The organism is Tenacibaculum skagerrakense, from assembly GCF_004345825.1.
In the GTDB taxonomy this organism is placed as follows: domain Bacteria; phylum Bacteroidota; class Bacteroidia; order Flavobacteriales; family Flavobacteriaceae; genus Polaribacter; species Polaribacter skagerrakensis.
On sequence record NZ_SLXM01000006.1, the window covers coordinates 220,030 to 236,267 of the forward strand.

Consider the following 16,238-nt stretch of genomic DNA (forward strand, 5'->3'; position numbering starts at 1 on the left):
CAGAAAAATTAACTAACTATATGATAAAAATAGAAGGACTACACAAATCTTATCCAATCGGGAAAGATTCTCTTCATGTTTTAAAAGGACTTGATTTACACATAAAAGAAGGAGAATTTGTATCTATTATGGGATCTTCTGGATCGGGTAAATCTACTTTGTTAAATATTGTTGGACTTTTAGATACTCATGATGAAGGAAATTATTTCTTAAATGGGCAACTAATTCAAAACTTAAACGAAAAGAAAGCAGCTGTACTTCGAAACAAGTTTTTAGGTTTTGTATTCCAATCGTTTAATTTAATATCATATAAAACAGCTTTAGAAAATGTTGCATTGCCTTTGTATTATAAAGGTATGGGTAGAAAAGAACGATTAAAGATAGCGCAAGAGTATTTAGAAAAAGTAGAGCTTGGACCTTGGGCAAATCATTTACCAAATGAACTTTCTGGAGGTCAAAAACAACGTGTAGCCATTGCACGAGCTTTAGTTACAAACCCTAAAGTTATTTTAGCTGATGAGCCTACTGGAGCATTAGATTCTAAAACTACTGATTCTGTAATGGATTTGTTAAAAGGTATTAATGATGAAGGAATGACCGTATTTGTAATTACACACGAGGAAGATGTAGCCGAGCAAACAAATAGAATTGTTAGATTAAAAGATGGTGTGATTATTAGTGATGAATATACTAAAGCAGGTAAACTTAAAACTGTAAAATAAAAGCTTCAATATGTTTGACTTAGATTCTTGGCGAGAAATATTTCAGAGTATCAATAAAAATAAGCTTAGAGCAGTACTGTCTGGTTTTACTGTTGCCTTTGCCATTTTGTTGTTTACTTTATTATTCGGAATTGTAAGTGGTTTGAAAAACACATTTGCTGAGGCTTTTGTTGATGACGCTGCAAATTCTATGTTTGTTAGAGTTTGGAAAACTTCTAAGCCATACAAAGGACTGCAATCTGGAAGAAGTATTCAGTTGAAGAACAAAGATTACGATTATGTTGAAGAGAAATACAATAATAAGATTCAGTATTTAACAGCAAGAATCTATAAAAATGTTAGTATTTCATACAAAAGTAAACAAGATTCATATAATCTAAGAGCTGTTCATCCAGATCATCAATTTTTAGAAAAAACGAATATTATTGATGGAAGATATATTAACGAGTTAGATCTTCAACAGGCATCTAAAGTTATTGTAATAGGTAGATTAGTTAAAGAAGATTTATTTGGGGAAAGACCCGCTTTAGGAAAGCAAGTTAATGTAAATGGTATTTCGTATAAAGTAATTGGTGTATTTACTGATGATGGAGGAGATAATGAGGAAAGATTAACATATATGCCAGTTACTACAGCGCAAAAACTATATGGAAATAATGACTATATCAGTCAGATTAATATAGGTTATGATCCTAAGTTAGATTTAAATCAAGCTATTGCTTTTGGAAATCAATTAGAAAGAGATTTAAGAGAGAAGTTAGATATACATCCAGATGATCAAAGTGCTTTGTCGGTTAGGAACATGGCAGAGGCTAATAAAGGTGTAAATCAATTTATGATAGCCTTATATTTTATTGTAATTTTTGTAGGTTCAGGTACTTTAATAGCAGGAATTATCGGAATTAGTAATATCATGATTTTTTCTATTAAAGAAAGAACCAAAGAGTTTGGTATTCGTAAAGCTTTAGGAGCAAAACCATCTTCTATTATTGCAATGGTAGTTAAAGAATCGTTATTAATTACGGCACTTGCAGGATATTTAGGTTTATTATTAGGAACCTATATTCTCAATCAAATAGGAGATAGTTTAGAAGAGTATTTTATTAAAAATCCAGGTGTTGATACAGGTATCGTTGTTGGAGCAACAATAACCCTAGTTATAGCTGGATTAATTGCAGGATATTTACCGGCAAAGAAAGCAGCCCAAATTAAACCAATAGTAGCCTTAAGAGCAGATTAATTATGTTTAAATTTTTATTTGATTCAGATACTTGGCAAGAAATTTACGGAGGAATTCGTAAGAACAAAACACGTACTATAATTACTATTATTGGAGTTTTATGGGGAATTTTCTTGTTAGTAGTACTTCTGGGAGCAGCCAGAGGAATGGAAAACAATTTTAAAAATTTGTTCGGAGATTTTGCAACCAATAGTGTTTTTATGTGGGCGCAAAGAACTGATAAACCATTTAAAGGTTTCCAAGAAGGACGAAGAATTCGTTTGACAACAAAAGATATTGAAGTTTTAAAAAGTGAGTTCAAAGATATTAAGTATTTAGCGCCTCGAAGCCAAACAAGTACAAACATCATCAACGGATTTAAAACTGGTGAGTTTAGTATAAGTGGAGATTATCCAGTTTTGGATAAAGTGCAAAAGAAAGATTTAATTTATGGTAGGTTTATCAATGAGAATGACATTACTAATAAATCAAAAGTCATTGTAATTGAAGAAACTGCCTATAAGCAACTGTTTGAAAAGAATGAATTTCCTATTGGTCAATATGTAATTGCAGATAATATCAATTATAAAGTAGTTGGTGTATATAAAAGAGGAAACATAGGTATAGATGGAGATGCAGCTTACATTCCGTTTACTACATTTCAACAAATATATAACAGAGGAAATTATATAGACTGGATGATGGTTACTGGGGATACAGGTGTAGATATCAAACAATTAGAGAGTGATATAAAGTTAACACTTAAAAACCTACATAAGGTTGATCCAGAAGATAATAGAGCATTTGGAAGTTTTAATTTAGCAGTACAAATAAATAAAGTAACTGGCTTTTTAACAGGAATGCAATTTTTAACCTGGTTTGTTGGAATTGCTACCTTAATCGCAGGAGTTTTTGCAATTGGTAACATTTTATTAATCACAGTTAAAGAACGAACTAAAGAAATTGGAATTAGAAGAGCATTAGGTGCTACACCAATAGAAATAAGACAGCAAGTAGTATTAGAATCAGTTTTTTTAACTACTGTTGCCGGAATGTTAGGAATTGTTTTTGGTGGACTTATACTTTTCTTAATAGATACAACATTAGGCTCAGGTCCAGATCCAACATTATTAAATCCTACAGTTAATATCCCAATAATTCTTTTCGCATTTTTTATACTTGTGGTATTGGGAACTTTAATAGGATTAATTCCGGCGTATATGGCAACATTAGTGAAACCAATTGAAGCATTAAGAGAAGAATAAAAATAATAATCAGACTATATAAATAAATACAATGAGTAAAAGAGCAAAAATTATATTAATAACTGTGTTTGTGTTGTTTGCAACCGTATTAATTTGGTTTGCGAAAAAGAACAAGAAAAGTGTTGTACAATTCGAAACTGAAAAAGCATTTAAAACAACTATTGTTAAGAAAACAGTTGCTACGGGTAAGGTAGTTCCTTTAGAAGAGGTTGAAATAAAGCCTCAAATAGCTGGAATTGTTGATAAAATAGTAGTAGAAGAAGGACAAGTAGTAAAAGCTGGAGATTTATTAGCAACAGTAAGAGTAGTACCTAATGTAGAAGCATTAAACTCAGCAAACAATGAAATTAAAAATGCACAATTAGCTTTTGATAACGCAAAAATTCAATTTGAGCGTAATAAAAGTTTATTTGAAAGAGGTGTAATTGCTCGTCAAGAGTTTGAAAACTCTCAGTTGTCTTATAATAATGCACAACAGCGTTTAGCGAATGCTCGTTCGAATATGGACATTATAAAAAGAGGTACTACAGCAGGTTTAGGAAGTGCAGCTAACACAAATATTAGAGCTACTTCTTCAGGAATGATAGTTGAAATTCCAGTTAAAAGAGGGTATCAAGTAATTCAAAGTAATAGTTTTAATGCAGGTACAACCATTGCAACTATTGCAGATATGAACAAAATGATTTTTGAAGGAAAAGTTGACGAATCTGAAGTTGGAAAACTGATAAAAGGAACAGAGTTAGAAGTTTCTTTAGGAGCAATTGAGGATAAGAAATTTCCTGCATTGTTAAATTTCATCGCACCAAAAGGAACAGAAGAAGGTGGAGCAGTTCAGTTTAAAATAAAAGCGGATGTTTCTTTAGATGATAAGTATTTCATTAGAGCTGGTTATTCGGCGAATGCAGATATTGTTTTAGAGAAAAAAGATAGTGTTTTAGCTATAAAGGAGGCCTTACTTCGTTTTGATAAAAAAACTGAAAAACCATATGTTGAAATAAAAACAGGTGAAGATTCTTTTGAAAAGAAAGAACTGGAACTTGGAATTTCTGATGGAGTTAATATTGAGGTAAAGTCTGGTATTTCTGCAGAAGATGAAATTAAAATATGGAACAAAGCATCTAAAAGCGAAAAAGATAAAGACAAAAACTAAAAAACTATAGATTAACGGTAATAAAAGCACCTCATTGAGGTGCTTTTGTATTTTTTAAACTTTTTTATCCCACAATATTTGTTGCTAAACCTCAGCTAATGGTAAGTATAATCTAATAGCGCTACTTTGAAAACTAAGCAAATTAAATTTGTAACAGAAGTTGTCACATCAATAATTAAAAAGGCTTAGTATGAAAAATAAATACATAAAATTAAAAGCGATAGTAATCTTATTATTAGTAGTTAGTATCAATTTAAATTCTCAAAGTGAGCCGTTTAATTGTGTTACCGAAGCGTATTTGTTTCAAAGTAACGATGTGTATGCACAAAACCTAGCTTCTGGTAATGCTACATTAGAAGGAATTGATATTGATCCTTCTATTATAAATGGTGTAGGTTATAATCCTAAAGATGGATACATTTGGGGATCGTTAAAGAGTCCATCAAATACTATTATTAGAATAGGTAATAATTACGAAACTACTCATTTTACACTATCTAATGCTCCTTATTCGTATGTAGGAGATGTTAATCAAGATGGAATTTATTTCTTAAAAAACGGAAGTTCTTCTTTTTATAAAATCGATTTAGATCCAAGTTCACCAAACTATCTTACCAATATTGGAACTGTAAATTTATCACAAGCGATAAGCAATCATGATTGGGCTTTTAATGCAGTAGATGATATGCTTTACACTGTTGAAAAATACACCAATATCTTATACAAAATAGATCCAGTTTCAGGTAATGTTCAGGCGCTGGGTGAAGTTCCAATTCTTTCAGGGTTAGATTATACTTATGGAGCTGTGTATTTTGATGTTGATGGTAATTTTTATATCTCAGCAAATCAAACAGGAACAGTATACGTTATTTACGGAGTTCAAAATGTTACGAGCAGTTTAGATATGCAGTCTAACTTGTTTGCTTATGGTCCGTCTAGTTCTCAAAACGACGGTGCTCGTTGTCCGACAGCACCAGTCCCACAAGAAAATTGTACAAACGGAATTGATGACGATGGAGATGGATTAATTGATTGTGACGATCCTTCATGTTCTGGGGTAGCATCTTGTCCTGAAATGTCTGCAACTTCAACCGGTAATGATGGAGGTTTAGAGAGTAACAATCGCTTATCTCAACAAATAAATCAAAGAAATTTAAACAGAGTTAAAACAAACTATAAATTTGAAGTTAGTTCGGCTAAAAAGATAATCAAAAAGGCTTCATATGGGAAAAAATCTACTACTGAAGTTACATTGTGGGATTTTATACCAATGGAAGTAATCGAAAATACATATGTGGTTGAGAGTTCACCAACAGATTTAAAAGACATTACAAATGCTGTTGATGTGTTATCAGTAGATTATATTACTACTAATAACGAAGGTCTGGGAACTATTATGGTTTTAGAAACAGAAAACTCAGTTTACGAACACACCAAACATATTTGCGATCGATTTACTGGTGCAGAATTACTTTCGGTTTCTAATATGGAAATTAACGACCAAGTGTTTATAAAATCAATCGTAAAAAGACCAGATGGAGGAATTGAATATGTTGCTAGTTTTTCTGTATCAGAGTCTCAAGATAAGAACTCTTTCATAGTTGAATCTCATTGGAATTTAGATAAATATTCTCAAAAAGGGTTTTATAATTTTCAAATATGGGCGAGCAGTATAGACCATCTTTATAAACTTTCTAAAGAAGTATTGGACTTAATTAATGTACAAAAAGAAATTTCATCTTATATAAGTTCTGAAGCGCCACCAGTTTTTATCAGAAAGGCAACTTATAATAATGGTAAGATTGATATGGAGGTTGTGAGTACTATTGGAGCAACTACAATTTCAATAGATGGTTATAAAAGAGCAACTGAAACTTCTGAAAGTGAGAATTTAAATTTTACTGTGGCATTAGAGAATTCGTTAAATACTGTTTCTTTAGAAACTGATAAATTATATGATTTTGGATTTAGATTGTCTAATGAATATGGAATGACTCCTGATGATTTATTCTTGTCTGACGGAACTTGGGGAATTGACTACAGTTCGGAATCTTTTGTAAGTGATTTTTCGATAACGCAAAACGCAACTAATTTTGGAGAAGAAGCTTATCAGGTAGAACGAAATATGGCTGCAAGCTTTTTAACAAATCAAGATGTGTCAATATACAGATCTTTAACACCAAAATTTGAAAAAGTAGATTTATCAGATTATGATATAATGTCTTTTATAGCAAAAGGGACTGGTAAGCTAAAAATCACATTGATTAAAGAAAGTATTTCATCATGGGATAATCAACCGTATATAATAATTGATTTAAAAGAAGATGAAAAAGAATACGCTTTATTACTTAGTGATTTCAATAATATGTTAGATAATGAAAGTTTAACTGATGTTAAGATGTTGTTCTTTACAATGCTCTCTGAAAGTTCAATTGCCGAAAGCAAGTTTATTGAAATGAATAGTCTTCACTTTTTGAAAGGAGCTACTGCTTCAGTAGTAGATAATGAGAGTAATAATATTATAAAGATAGTGCCAAATCCTGTTGTTAAATCATCACAGCTTAAGTTTCATACGCAAGAACTTGGTAAATATAGTTTTGAAGTGTATACTATTTTCGGTAAGCAAGTGCATAAAGAGGTTTTTGAATCGAATCTAGGTGCTAATACTCTAATTTTTAATAGAAATGACTTAGCCGCTGGGATATACTTTTTTAAGATATATTCAGGTAAAAAAGAATGGAAAGGTAAGCTGTTACTAAGGTAGTTTCTTGGGTTAAAACATAGTAAACCCGATGAATTGATATTTATTTTTTACTTATCGACAAAATAATACCACTTATCGGCTCATCGTCTACTACAAGTCTAAAATTTAAAAAGTAAAGAGGTAATGTGTTGTAATTTAGCGGTGTCAAACAAAAGGATAACCCCTTAAAACATCTTTTAATATGAACATTTTTCAACCATTAAATCAGTTAGTTAAAGTTTTATTTGGATTTTCAAATTCAGGACTTAGAGTAGAAAGAATCCCAGTATATGTAAAGAATAATAGAAGTCCCTTTAACAAGTAACATTCCCCCCAAAAAAGGTTCCCCGAAAATCGTCAAGTTTTCCCCTTAGATTACTTTATAGTAATTGATCACAATAATCCCCAATCTAAAAGAGAGCTCAATTGAGCTCTCTTTTTTTATTTTTCTTTTAGGTATCTTTTAGCTAAACATTTTAGCTACGTTCTCTGCTTTTCTGCTTTCCGAGTAATCATAGAATCCTTCACCAGATTTAACACCTAGTTTACCTGCAGTAACCATGTTTACTAATAACGGACATGGAGCGTATTTAGGATTTTTAAAACCTTCATACATTACATTTAAAATAGATAAACAAACATCTAAACCGATAAAGTCTGCTAATTGTAATGGTCCCATAGGATGTGCCATACCTAATTTCATTACAGTGTCTATTTCTTTAACACCAGCTACACCATTGTACAATGTTTCAATAGATTCATTTATCATTGGCATTAAAATACGATTAGCAACAAAACCAGGATAATCGTTTACTTCAACAGGAACTTTATTTATCTGTTTAGTTAAATCAACAATAAAATCATTTACCTGATCTGAAGTATTATACCCTCTAATAATCTCTACCAATTTCATAATTGGTACAGGATTCATAAAGTGCATTCCTATAACTTGCTGAGGTCTAGAGGTAACTGCTGCAATTTGAGTAATGGAAATAGAAGAAGTATTGGTAGCTAAAATTGTGTCTTCGGGACAAACTTCGTCTAGTTCTTTAAAAATTTTCAGTTTTAAATCGATATTTTCAGTAGCAGCTTCTACTACTAAACTAGCATATTGAACACCTTCTTTTATACTAGTGTAGGTTCTGATATTATTTAATGTAGTTGTTTTATAATCTTCAGATATTTTCTCTTTAGCTACCATACGGTCTAAATTTTTAGAAATTGTAGCTAAACCTCTATCTAAAGCAGCTTGAGAAACATCAATTAATTGTACGTTGAATCCGAATTGAGCAAAAGTATGAGCAATTCCATTTCCCATAGTTCCTGCACCAATTACTGCAATATTATTCATGAAAATTAAATTTTAGTAGTTATATATTATTTAGAAAAACAATCAATTATTTTGTGAGCTACTCTTAAAGCCTCAGTTCCTTGTGTTAAAGAAACGATAGGAGTTGTATCATTATTGATAGCATCGGCAAATGAGTTAAGCTCATCTAAAATTGCATTGTTTGGTTCTATTTTTGGATTTTCAAAGTAAATTTGTTTTTTAATGCCTTCTGCATTTTGTAAAATCATAGCGAAGTCACCAGGTATCTCAGGTGCATCTTTCATTTTAACTATTTCCGATTTTTTTTCTAGAAAATCGACAGATATATAAGCATCTCTTTGAAAAAAACGTGTTTTCCTCATGTTTTTCATAGAAATTCTACTAGCAGTTAAGTTAGCAACACAACCGTTTTCAAATACAATTCTTGCATTTGCTATATCTGGCGTTTCTGAGATAACAGAAACTCCACTAGCAGATATGCTTTTAACTTTTGATTTTACAACTGATAATATAATATCTATATCGTGAATCATTAAATCTAGCACCACAGGAACATCTGTGCCTCTAGGATTGAATTCAGCCAAACGATGTGATTCAATAAACATTGGCGTATCAATAGTGTCTTTAACAGCTGTAAATGCAGGGTTAAATCGTTCAACATGACCTACTTGTCCGCGAACGTGATTTTGACTAGCTAATGTTCTAATAGCTTCAGCTTCTTGTAATGTATTTGTAATAGGCTTTTCAATAAAAACATGTCTGCCTTTTTCAATGGCATTTTTAGCACAATCAAAGTGAGAAAGTGTAGGAGTAACAATATCTACAACATCTACAGCATCAATTAAACTATCAATAGAATCGAATAGGTGGTAACCAAATTCATCAGCCACTTTTTGAGCGTATTCCTCATTAGGATCATAAAATCCAATTAATTCATATTTATCTGACTCTTGAAGTAAACGCAGATGAATTTTACCTAAATGACCCGCTCCTAAAACTCCGGCTTTTAGCATATGTAATTAAGTTTTAAATGATTGCCAATAAAATATAATCGGCGCAAACAAAGATACACTTTTATACATTTTTTTTGGCGAATAATTACTACTTTTAAAACCCCAAAAATCAGCTTTTTTTGAGAGATACTACTAAACACCAAGGCCTTAGAAATCAATTAGCTAACGTTTTGTTAGGAAAAGGAATTACTGACCAAAAAGTACTAAATGCTGTCAGAAAAATTCCTAGACATTTATTTATTGATAGTAGTTTTGAAGATCATGCCTATCAGGATAAAGCATTTCCTATAGCTGCAAATCAAACTATTTCTCATCCTTATACAGTAGCTTTTCAGTCACAAGTTTTAGAAGTTAAGGAAGGAGAAAAAGTGCTTGAGATTGGTACTGGTTCTGGATATCAAACTGCAGTTCTTTTAGAGTTAAAAGCAGAGGTGTATACCATTGAAAGGCAGCATGAACTATTTAAGAAAACTTCGTTGTTTTTACCGAAAATAGGTTATAGACCTAAGAAGTTTATTTTTGGTGATGGGTATAAAGGATTGCCTGAAAAAGCTCCTTTTGATAAAATTATTGTAACAGCTGGAGCTCCTTTTATTCCTAAAGCGTTGTTAGGTCAATTAAAAGTAGGAGGGAAGTTGTTAATTCCTGTAGGTGATGAAACGCAAATCATGACGTTGTTGATTCGTAAGTCTGCTAAAGAATTTGAACAACACGAATTGGGTGATTTTAAGTTTGTGCCGATGCTGGAAAAGAGGAACTGATTTTTGTGTATCTTGCTGATCATTAACAATATCCCCTAGTAATTATGAAATTTCCCTTTAGTTTCACAGTAGCGTTATTTGTCAGTTTTTTAAGTTTTAAGAATTATTTCTCTATTTCTAATATTTCTTCAGAAGGTTACACTAAAGTAGCGTCAAAAAAATCCAATACAAATTTATTACCCGTAGAAGTTCTCGGTGAAGAAGGAACGATTAAAAGTCTAAACTTCAATATTACTAATGAAATAAAAAATCAAACTAGTAAAATTTGGTTATTAGTAAATAATTTAAGTTATGAAAATAAAGGATCCATTAAGATTAATGATGAGAATTGGGTTTCATTAAATCACTCAACTACACAAGTTAATCAAAAGGAATTGGCATATGGCGGTATGGTTCATGGTGGATTTAATACTATTAGACTAACAATACCTGCTACAGGTATAAAAGAAGGAGCAAATACCATTCAATTTAGATTTGATACTTCAGATGGTATTTCAATTGGGTATAGAGTTGTTAACATAAATCTTCTTGATGCCTCAAACACCAAGTTATTATCAGATTCTTTTTTTGAGGAAGATAATCCAAATACCTGGATTGCTCCTGAGAATAGTTCTGTATCTAAAGGTAAAGATATATGGTTTAATGAAAATTTATGGAATCATTATACTTTAAAAAACAACCAAGGTTTTTGGTATGGTAAAACAATTCCTAGTAGAAGAACAATTAGAGCGAAATGTGCTGATTGCCATACTCAAGATGGAAGGGATCTTGAGATTTTTAGCTATTCTAATTTATCAATTATAGAACGTTCAAAATTTCATGGGCTAACGGAACAAGATGGAAAAGACATCGCAGCATATATTAGAAGTTTATCCGATGGAAATAATATAGCTAGAGTTGGTAGACCTTGGAATCCACCTTATCAACCAGGGCCCATTCTTAAAGATAAGTCTACATTAGAATGGACAGCAGGTGCAGGTTTAGATTGGGTTTTAGAAAAGGATGCTGATATGTTTCCTTATCTTTTTCCAAATGGAACTTCAAAACAAGCAGTAAAAGACGTTTTTGACTCTAATAAAATGGAAGATCGTACGCTTTTGCCACTAGCAATTCAATTTCCAGATTGGAAACATTGGTTGCCTATTGTTCATCCAAAAGATGCCTATTCAAAGAATGAATGGTGGAACAATTTAGAGTCAACTAAAAATCCGGTTAAAAATTATGAAGCTATTAGAGCAGATTTTGTTACTAATTATAATGAAAGTAATATTAAAAGTTTCAATGTTCCTCAGAAGTTACGTTACTTAGGGGTGGGACTTGACGGGAATTCAGGATTTAGATATTTTTTTGAAATAGGTTCTACAGATAATAAACATTGGAGGTCTAAAGGAGGTCAAGCTAATGCAAATTTAAAAGAAGGAATTGATTTAGAATTAGCTAAAACTAGCTTGGCAAGGTTGATGGCAGTTAAAAATTTTGAATTTATGAATGAATTCAATTTACAAGATAAAGCCCCTTTACTTGTGCCAGATCCAGCTTTAGATCAACCAGGAGAAAGACAATGGCCTGTAAAATGGTATTCAGTTTTTGAAGTTCCAGCACATTTTACATCAGACAATAGTAGGCATTATGAAACTCAACAAGATAAAACAGGTCATTATGAAACAACTACTTGGTATAACTTACAGTTTGTTTTAAATGGAGGGAATGGATTTGTTGGAGGTACAACTCCTACAGATTTTAATTATCATACACCTTTTATGGGATTTGCTGCTCATTATTCTGGAATTAATGAGCCGCTACGATATTTTTCTGCCATTAACCACATGTATCAAATTAGAACTTGGTCTGGTAATAATGGACCTGGTAATACTGGCTTTAGAATTAGAAATCAAGGAATTTGGGAAATGATGGGAACTAGTAACAGTAATCAGGAATTTTGGAATCCTTCCTATGATATTGTTAAACAGTTAGATGCTATTGAACCTGGATTGTCCGATAAAGTTTTAGAAGCCTTATTACTACAATTTTTAACCGAGGTAGAAAAGTATGATGTAAATACTTGGCCCAGAACAATGCATGGAGGAAATTTTGAACTAGATTCGGCCTCTAAAACCACGGAAGATTTAATTAATATTCCACATTTCGGAAATCCTAATCAGGGTAGGGTCAATGAGCGATATGCTGATAAATTTTACGATATTATTCCTAGAATTCAGAATAACTTTAATGTTAGTTGTAGTATAACTAACCGAATTATTAATTGGTGTAAGGAAGCTTGGCCATTAATTGACTTTGAAAAATATTTAGAGGATAACTGTTCTGATTCTAACTGTATTTCAGCAGATATAAAATCAGGAAATACTTATAGAATAATTACTACTCATGACAAATGTTTGAATGCAGTTGAAGCAAATGGTTATAATATTACACAACAAGTTTGTAATAATTCTGATTTAGAAAAATGGGTTATTGAAGATGCTACTAATGGTTGTTATTATATAAAAAATGTAGCTAGTCAAAAATATATAAGTGCTACAGGCGATAATAATGGAGATCATGTTGAAGAGGCTAATTTTACAGGAAATGACAATCAACAATGGCAAATTATTGAAAATAGTAATTGTAAATTAAATATTACAGCTAAAACATCAGGTAAATGTTTAGACTTAAAAAGTGGAAGTAGTGCTGATGGTACTCATTTTCAGTTATGGTCTTGCGTTACAACCAATGGTGAAAACCGAGAGTTTACATTTGAGTTATTGACTGAAGGTACTTTAGGGACAGATGATGTTTTGTTAGCTAGCATCTTCGTATTTCCTAATCCTGTAAAAGATGTTATATACATTAATACTTCTGATTTAATTTCTAGGGAAGATATCGGTTTGAGTATATATGATATGTCGGGGAGATTAATTTTAAATAAAAAATCAGTTGAAAACGTTACAGAATTAAATGTAAGTGCTTTAACAACTGGGGTTTATTTTTTACATCTTTTTAATGATGGGAAGGTATTAAAGAAAATGTTTATTAAGGAATAATTTAAGTGTCAAAAAAATCCGCCTAAAAAAGCGGATTTATTGAATTTGAAAAAAGAACAATCAACTTATTCTGCTGTTGCCTCAGCAACAACAACCTCTTGTTGATAGTTTTGTTGAGTTTGCTTAGTTTTTGTGTTTTGTGATAAGCCACAAGGTGCTGTACTACCACACGAAATTAATCCTAAAGAACCAACAATACAAATTGCAATAAATACTACTCTTTTCATTTTATCTTATTTAGGCGTTAAATTTACAAATTTTTAATTAATCTATCAGAATTAATCTTCTCCGATATAACGTTAAAGCCAACCATTTTATTTTGAATACGTGTCAATAAATTTTTTGTGATTGGTTTTCCATCGTTCCATTCAGTAATTGAAAGCCATTCTTGAATATCATTAAGTTGTTGTTCATACCTTATCGATAATGTTTTATCGATATCTGGAATTTCTTTAAAGTTTTCAGTACAAGAATTAATAATATTCAAGACTGTTTTTATTTGTTCAGGATTGTTTGCTAATACTTCGTCTCTAACAGCAATCACAAAACAAGGCCATGGAGTAGGGCAATCACCAACTCTTCTAAAAATACCTTCGTCTACATAGGGTTTAGTAGTAAAATGCTCCCACATAAAATAATCGGCGTCACCATTGGTTAAAGCATCTATTCCTCCCTGAAGATTTTTAACTACTTTAAATTTTAATTTATCAATGTCCCAGCCATTATTGTAAGCATTAACAATAGCCATTAAATGCGATCCAGAACCAAATCTACTGATAGCTACAGTAGCATGTTCTAAATCTTGTATTGTTTTAAATTTTGATTTTGCCCCAACGTGAATTCCCCAAACTAAAGGACTTTGTACAAAAGTTTGTAAGATTTTTGAAGGATTTCCATCAATGATGTCTTTAATAATCCCTTCCGTTAAAACAATGGCAATATCTATTTCGCTTTCTCGTAAAGCTTTACACATGGCTCCAGTTCCACCAGAAAAATCTGTCCAACGAAGGTTGATTTTTTGTTTTGTGTACTCTTTGTTTTTAAGTGTAATGTACCAAGGGTAGTTAAAATGTTCTGGAACACCACCAACTTTTAAATCCAGCATTTATTCAACTAATTTATCTAACGTGTATATAATTAATTTTTCTACTAACTGCTTTGGATTAGCACTAAAAGTTCCTATGGCTCTATTAGCCAAAATAGCATTCATAGAGCAAGCATGATGTCCTAATAATTTTGATAATCCGTAAATAGCAGAAGTTTCCATTTCTAAATTGGTAATTCGATTACCGTTGTAGTTAAAACTATCTATTTTCTTATTGATGTTTGGGTCTTGTAAAGGCAATCTTAATACACGGCCTTGAGGTCCGTAAAAACCACCCGCAGTTGCTGTAATTCCTTTATAAGTTTGCTCTGAAAAAAGCTTTGTTTCTAGTTCTTTAGAGTTTTCAATTATAATTGGATACGCTTTTTTACTTGACCATTGCGTATGTGCTACAAATGCTTCTTCAATTTCAGGATTTGAAATGTCCTCAATTTGATAAGCGTGTAGCATTCCGTTAATGTCAAGAGAATGTGAGCTTAGTAAAAAAGAATCAACAGGAATGTCATGTTGTAAAGAACCAGAAGTTCCAATTCTTGTAATATGTAAAGCAGTATGCTTTTCCTTTACTTGTCTAGTTTCTAAATCGATATTAACTAATGCGTCTAACTCGTTTATAACAATATCTATATTATCTGGTCCAATACCAGTAGAAATTACAGATAAACGTTTTCCTTTGTAATATCCAGTTGAAGTTTTAAACTCTCTTTTTTGAGTTGTAAATTCAATAGAATCAAAGTGTTGTGTTACTTTGTCAACTCTATCTTGATCTCCAACAAAAATAATATCGGTAGCTATATGTTCGGGTCTTAAATTTAGATGATAAATACTACCATCTGGATTTAAGATTAGTTCAGAATTTTGAATATTCATTAAGATGTTAATTTCAATAACTTGTCGTTAGCATTCATATACAGATAACTGTATTTTTTTGCTCCGCCAAGATACGAAAAATCAGAACGTAATTCTCTGTAGTAGTTAATTTGATTATTCAACACCTTAATTCCGTCTTTATTTAACTTAACTGGATTAAAGGAAGAAAATAACTTTTTCAATTCTTTAATCTTGTGCGCGTACTGAAGATCTCCAAATCCGTAAATATCTTGTTCTTCTAATAACTGTTGAATCAATTTAGTTTCAGAACTTGGTTTTGAGTTATATGCAGTTTTTATAATAGTGTTTTCAATGCTGTTTAAACCGTTATTAACAGATGGAAAGCGTTTTAAGTGTGCACTTATAGCTTCAGTTAAATAAATAAAAGGAGATGAAGGGTTGAATTTATGAACTGTTTCAAGTCGTAAAGGACTGTCTGAACAATACAACTGCCAAATATAATCGGCATATTCAATATCATCTTGTGTAAGTTGAACTCTATTTTGATATAAATTGATAAGTTCTTCTTTAGTTAAATGAGCAAAACCAACCATTTTAGAACGGTTTTCAGATTTACCACTTTGTATGATGGTGATGTTTCTTCCTTTTCGGTATTTTTTTAACCAACTAACTACGGCCAACATATTTACTTGGCAAAATAAGTCGTAATCAAACCATAAAACAATTTCATCTTGATTTTGTTTACAGAGGTTTCTGTATTCTTTTAGTGTAAAATCTATAAATGTTTTTTTGGTTACTTTATAGGCATTATGTAAAAAATCAAAACGTGTTTTCCAAAAATCTTCACTTCCAACATCTCTCGTAGTTTTACCTTCACATAGCATTTCACGCCACGTGATAATTTCACCTTCTATAGAAAGGTTTTCTAAAATTTTGGTTGTAGAATCACCATTTGTGATGTGTAAAAAAGAACTCATTTGTAGGGACTTAATAAAAAAATTTATCAATATTAATAAAAAAAAACAATACTCTTAGAATATTGTTTTGTTTGTGAATTA

14 protein-coding genes are annotated in these 16,238 nt (G+C 31.4%); 8 read left to right on the forward strand and 6 right to left on the reverse strand.

The window, feature by feature from the left end:
* Window positions 1-20 precede the first annotated feature (20 nt).
* The 6 genes from EV195_RS11270 (at window position 21) to EV195_RS16910 (ending at window position 7,424) form a co-directional block, all read left to right on the forward strand.
* Window positions 21-722 (forward strand): ABC transporter ATP-binding protein, encoded by a 702-nt coding sequence (locus tag EV195_RS11270; RefSeq protein ID WP_132795055.1) that lies wholly within the window; start codon window positions 21-23, stop codon window positions 720-722.
* Window positions 723-732: 10 nt separating this feature from the next.
* Window positions 733-1,962: an ABC transporter permease gene (locus EV195_RS11275; protein ID WP_132795056.1), complete on the forward strand. Its 1,230-nt coding sequence runs from the start codon at window positions 733-735 to the stop codon at window positions 1,960-1,962.
* Between the two features lie 2 nt (window positions 1,963-1,964).
* On the forward strand, window positions 1,965-3,206 hold the full coding sequence (locus EV195_RS11280) for an ABC transporter permease (protein WP_132795057.1): 1,242 nt from the start codon (window positions 1,965-1,967) through the stop codon (window positions 3,204-3,206).
* Between the two features lie 31 nt (window positions 3,207-3,237).
* Window positions 3,238-4,356: an efflux RND transporter periplasmic adaptor subunit gene (locus EV195_RS11285; protein WP_132795058.1), complete on the forward strand. Its 1,119-nt coding sequence runs from the start codon at window positions 3,238-3,240 to the stop codon at window positions 4,354-4,356.
* Window positions 4,357-4,546: 190 nt separating this feature from the next.
* Window positions 4,547-7,120, forward strand: coding sequence for a DUF6923 family protein (locus EV195_RS11290; RefSeq protein WP_132795059.1), 2,574 nt, complete (start codon window positions 4,547-4,549; stop codon window positions 7,118-7,120).
* 181 nt (window positions 7,121-7,301) lie between these two features.
* Window positions 7,302-7,424 (forward strand): hypothetical protein, encoded by a 123-nt coding sequence (locus EV195_RS16910; protein WP_262708535.1) that lies wholly within the window; start codon window positions 7,302-7,304, stop codon window positions 7,422-7,424.
* 138 nt (window positions 7,425-7,562) lie between these two features.
* On the opposite strand, the gene EV195_RS11295 is transcribed toward EV195_RS16910, so the two are convergent.
* A complete protein-coding gene (locus tag EV195_RS11295) occupies window positions 7,563-8,450 on the reverse strand; it encodes a 3-hydroxybutyryl-CoA dehydrogenase (RefSeq protein ID WP_132795060.1) in 888 nt (295 codons plus the stop codon).
* 26 nt (window positions 8,451-8,476) lie between these two features.
* The gene (locus EV195_RS11300; RefSeq protein WP_132795061.1) at window positions 8,477-9,442 is read right to left on the reverse strand and encodes a Gfo/Idh/MocA family protein; all 966 of its coding nucleotides are present in this window, start codon (window positions 9,440-9,442) and stop codon (window positions 8,477-8,479) included.
* A gap of 119 nt (window positions 9,443-9,561) precedes the next feature.
* On the opposite strand from EV195_RS11300, the gene EV195_RS11305 reads away from it, so the two are divergent.
* Both EV195_RS11305 and EV195_RS11310 read left to right on the forward strand, forming a co-directional pair.
* Entirely contained in the window at window positions 9,562-10,203 is a 642-nt protein-coding gene (locus EV195_RS11305) for a protein-L-isoaspartate(D-aspartate) O-methyltransferase (RefSeq protein WP_132795062.1), read from the forward strand.
* Window positions 10,204-10,247: 44 nt separating this feature from the next.
* Window positions 10,248-13,244: a T9SS type A sorting domain-containing protein gene (locus tag EV195_RS11310; RefSeq protein ID WP_132795063.1), complete on the forward strand. Its 2,997-nt coding sequence runs from the start codon at window positions 10,248-10,250 to the stop codon at window positions 13,242-13,244.
* A 65-nt stretch (window positions 13,245-13,309) separates the two neighbouring features.
* On the opposite strand, the gene EV195_RS16715 is transcribed toward EV195_RS11310, so the two are convergent.
* Genes EV195_RS16715 through EV195_RS11325 form a run of 4 tightly spaced genes read right to left on the reverse strand, consistent with a single transcriptional unit; the run spans window position 13,310 to window position 16,157 of the window.
* Window positions 13,310-13,471 carry a hypothetical protein gene (locus EV195_RS16715; protein ID WP_165915725.1) on the reverse strand — a complete coding sequence of 54 codons (162 nt, stop codon included), beginning with the start codon at window positions 13,469-13,471 and terminating at the stop codon, window positions 13,310-13,312.
* A gap of 23 nt (window positions 13,472-13,494) precedes the next feature.
* On the reverse strand, window positions 13,495-14,349 hold the full coding sequence (locus EV195_RS11315) for a substrate-binding domain-containing protein (protein ID WP_132795064.1): 855 nt from the start codon (window positions 14,347-14,349) through the stop codon (window positions 13,495-13,497).
* On the reverse strand, window positions 14,350-15,219 hold the full coding sequence (locus tag EV195_RS11320) for a nucleoside phosphorylase (RefSeq protein ID WP_132795065.1): 870 nt from the start codon (window positions 15,217-15,219) through the stop codon (window positions 14,350-14,352).
* On the reverse strand, window positions 15,219-16,157 hold the full coding sequence (locus tag EV195_RS11325; RefSeq protein ID WP_132795066.1) for a DUF1835 domain-containing protein: 939 nt from the start codon (window positions 16,155-16,157) through the stop codon (window positions 15,219-15,221). Before EV195_RS11325 ends, EV195_RS11320 begins: the two co-directional genes overlap by 1 nt.
* Between the last annotated feature and the right edge of the window lie 81 nt (window positions 16,158-16,238).

Bases quoted from the DNA above. Each gene is read 5' to 3' on its own strand.
- EV195_RS11280 (WP_132795057.1), top strand. From the start codon at position 1,965: ATGTTTAAATTTTTATTTGATTCAGATACTTGGCAAGAAATTTACGGA.
- EV195_RS11285 (WP_132795058.1), top strand. From the start codon at position 3,238: ATGAGTAAAAGAGCAAAAATTATATTAATAACTGTGTTTGTGTTGTTT.
- EV195_RS11325 (WP_132795066.1), bottom strand. From the start codon at position 16,157: ATGAGTTCTTTTTTACACATCACAAATGGTGATTCTACAACCAAAATT.
- EV195_RS11315 (WP_132795064.1), bottom strand. From the start codon at position 14,349: ATGCTGGATTTAAAAGTTGGTGGTGTTCCAGAACATTTTAACTACCCT.
- EV195_RS16715 (WP_165915725.1), bottom strand. From the start codon at position 13,471: ATGAAAAGAGTAGTATTTATTGCAATTTGTATTGTTGGTTCTTTAGGA.
- EV195_RS11275 (WP_132795056.1), top strand. From the start codon at position 733: ATGTTTGACTTAGATTCTTGGCGAGAAATATTTCAGAGTATCAATAAA.
- EV195_RS11320 (WP_132795065.1), bottom strand. From the start codon at position 15,219: ATGAATATTCAAAATTCTGAACTAATCTTAAATCCAGATGGTAGTATT.
- EV195_RS11295 (WP_132795060.1), bottom strand. From the start codon at position 8,450: ATGAATAATATTGCAGTAATTGGTGCAGGAACTATGGGAAATGGAATT.
- EV195_RS11290 (WP_132795059.1), top strand. From the start codon at position 4,547: ATGAAAAATAAATACATAAAATTAAAAGCGATAGTAATCTTATTATTA.
- EV195_RS11300 (WP_132795061.1), bottom strand. From the start codon at position 9,442: ATGCTAAAAGCCGGAGTTTTAGGAGCGGGTCATTTAGGTAAAATTCAT.
- EV195_RS11270 (WP_132795055.1), top strand. From the start codon at position 21: ATGATAAAAATAGAAGGACTACACAAATCTTATCCAATCGGGAAAGAT.
- EV195_RS11310 (WP_132795063.1), top strand. From the start codon at position 10,248: ATGAAATTTCCCTTTAGTTTCACAGTAGCGTTATTTGTCAGTTTTTTA.
- EV195_RS16910 (WP_262708535.1), top strand. From the start codon at position 7,302: ATGAACATTTTTCAACCATTAAATCAGTTAGTTAAAGTTTTATTTGGA.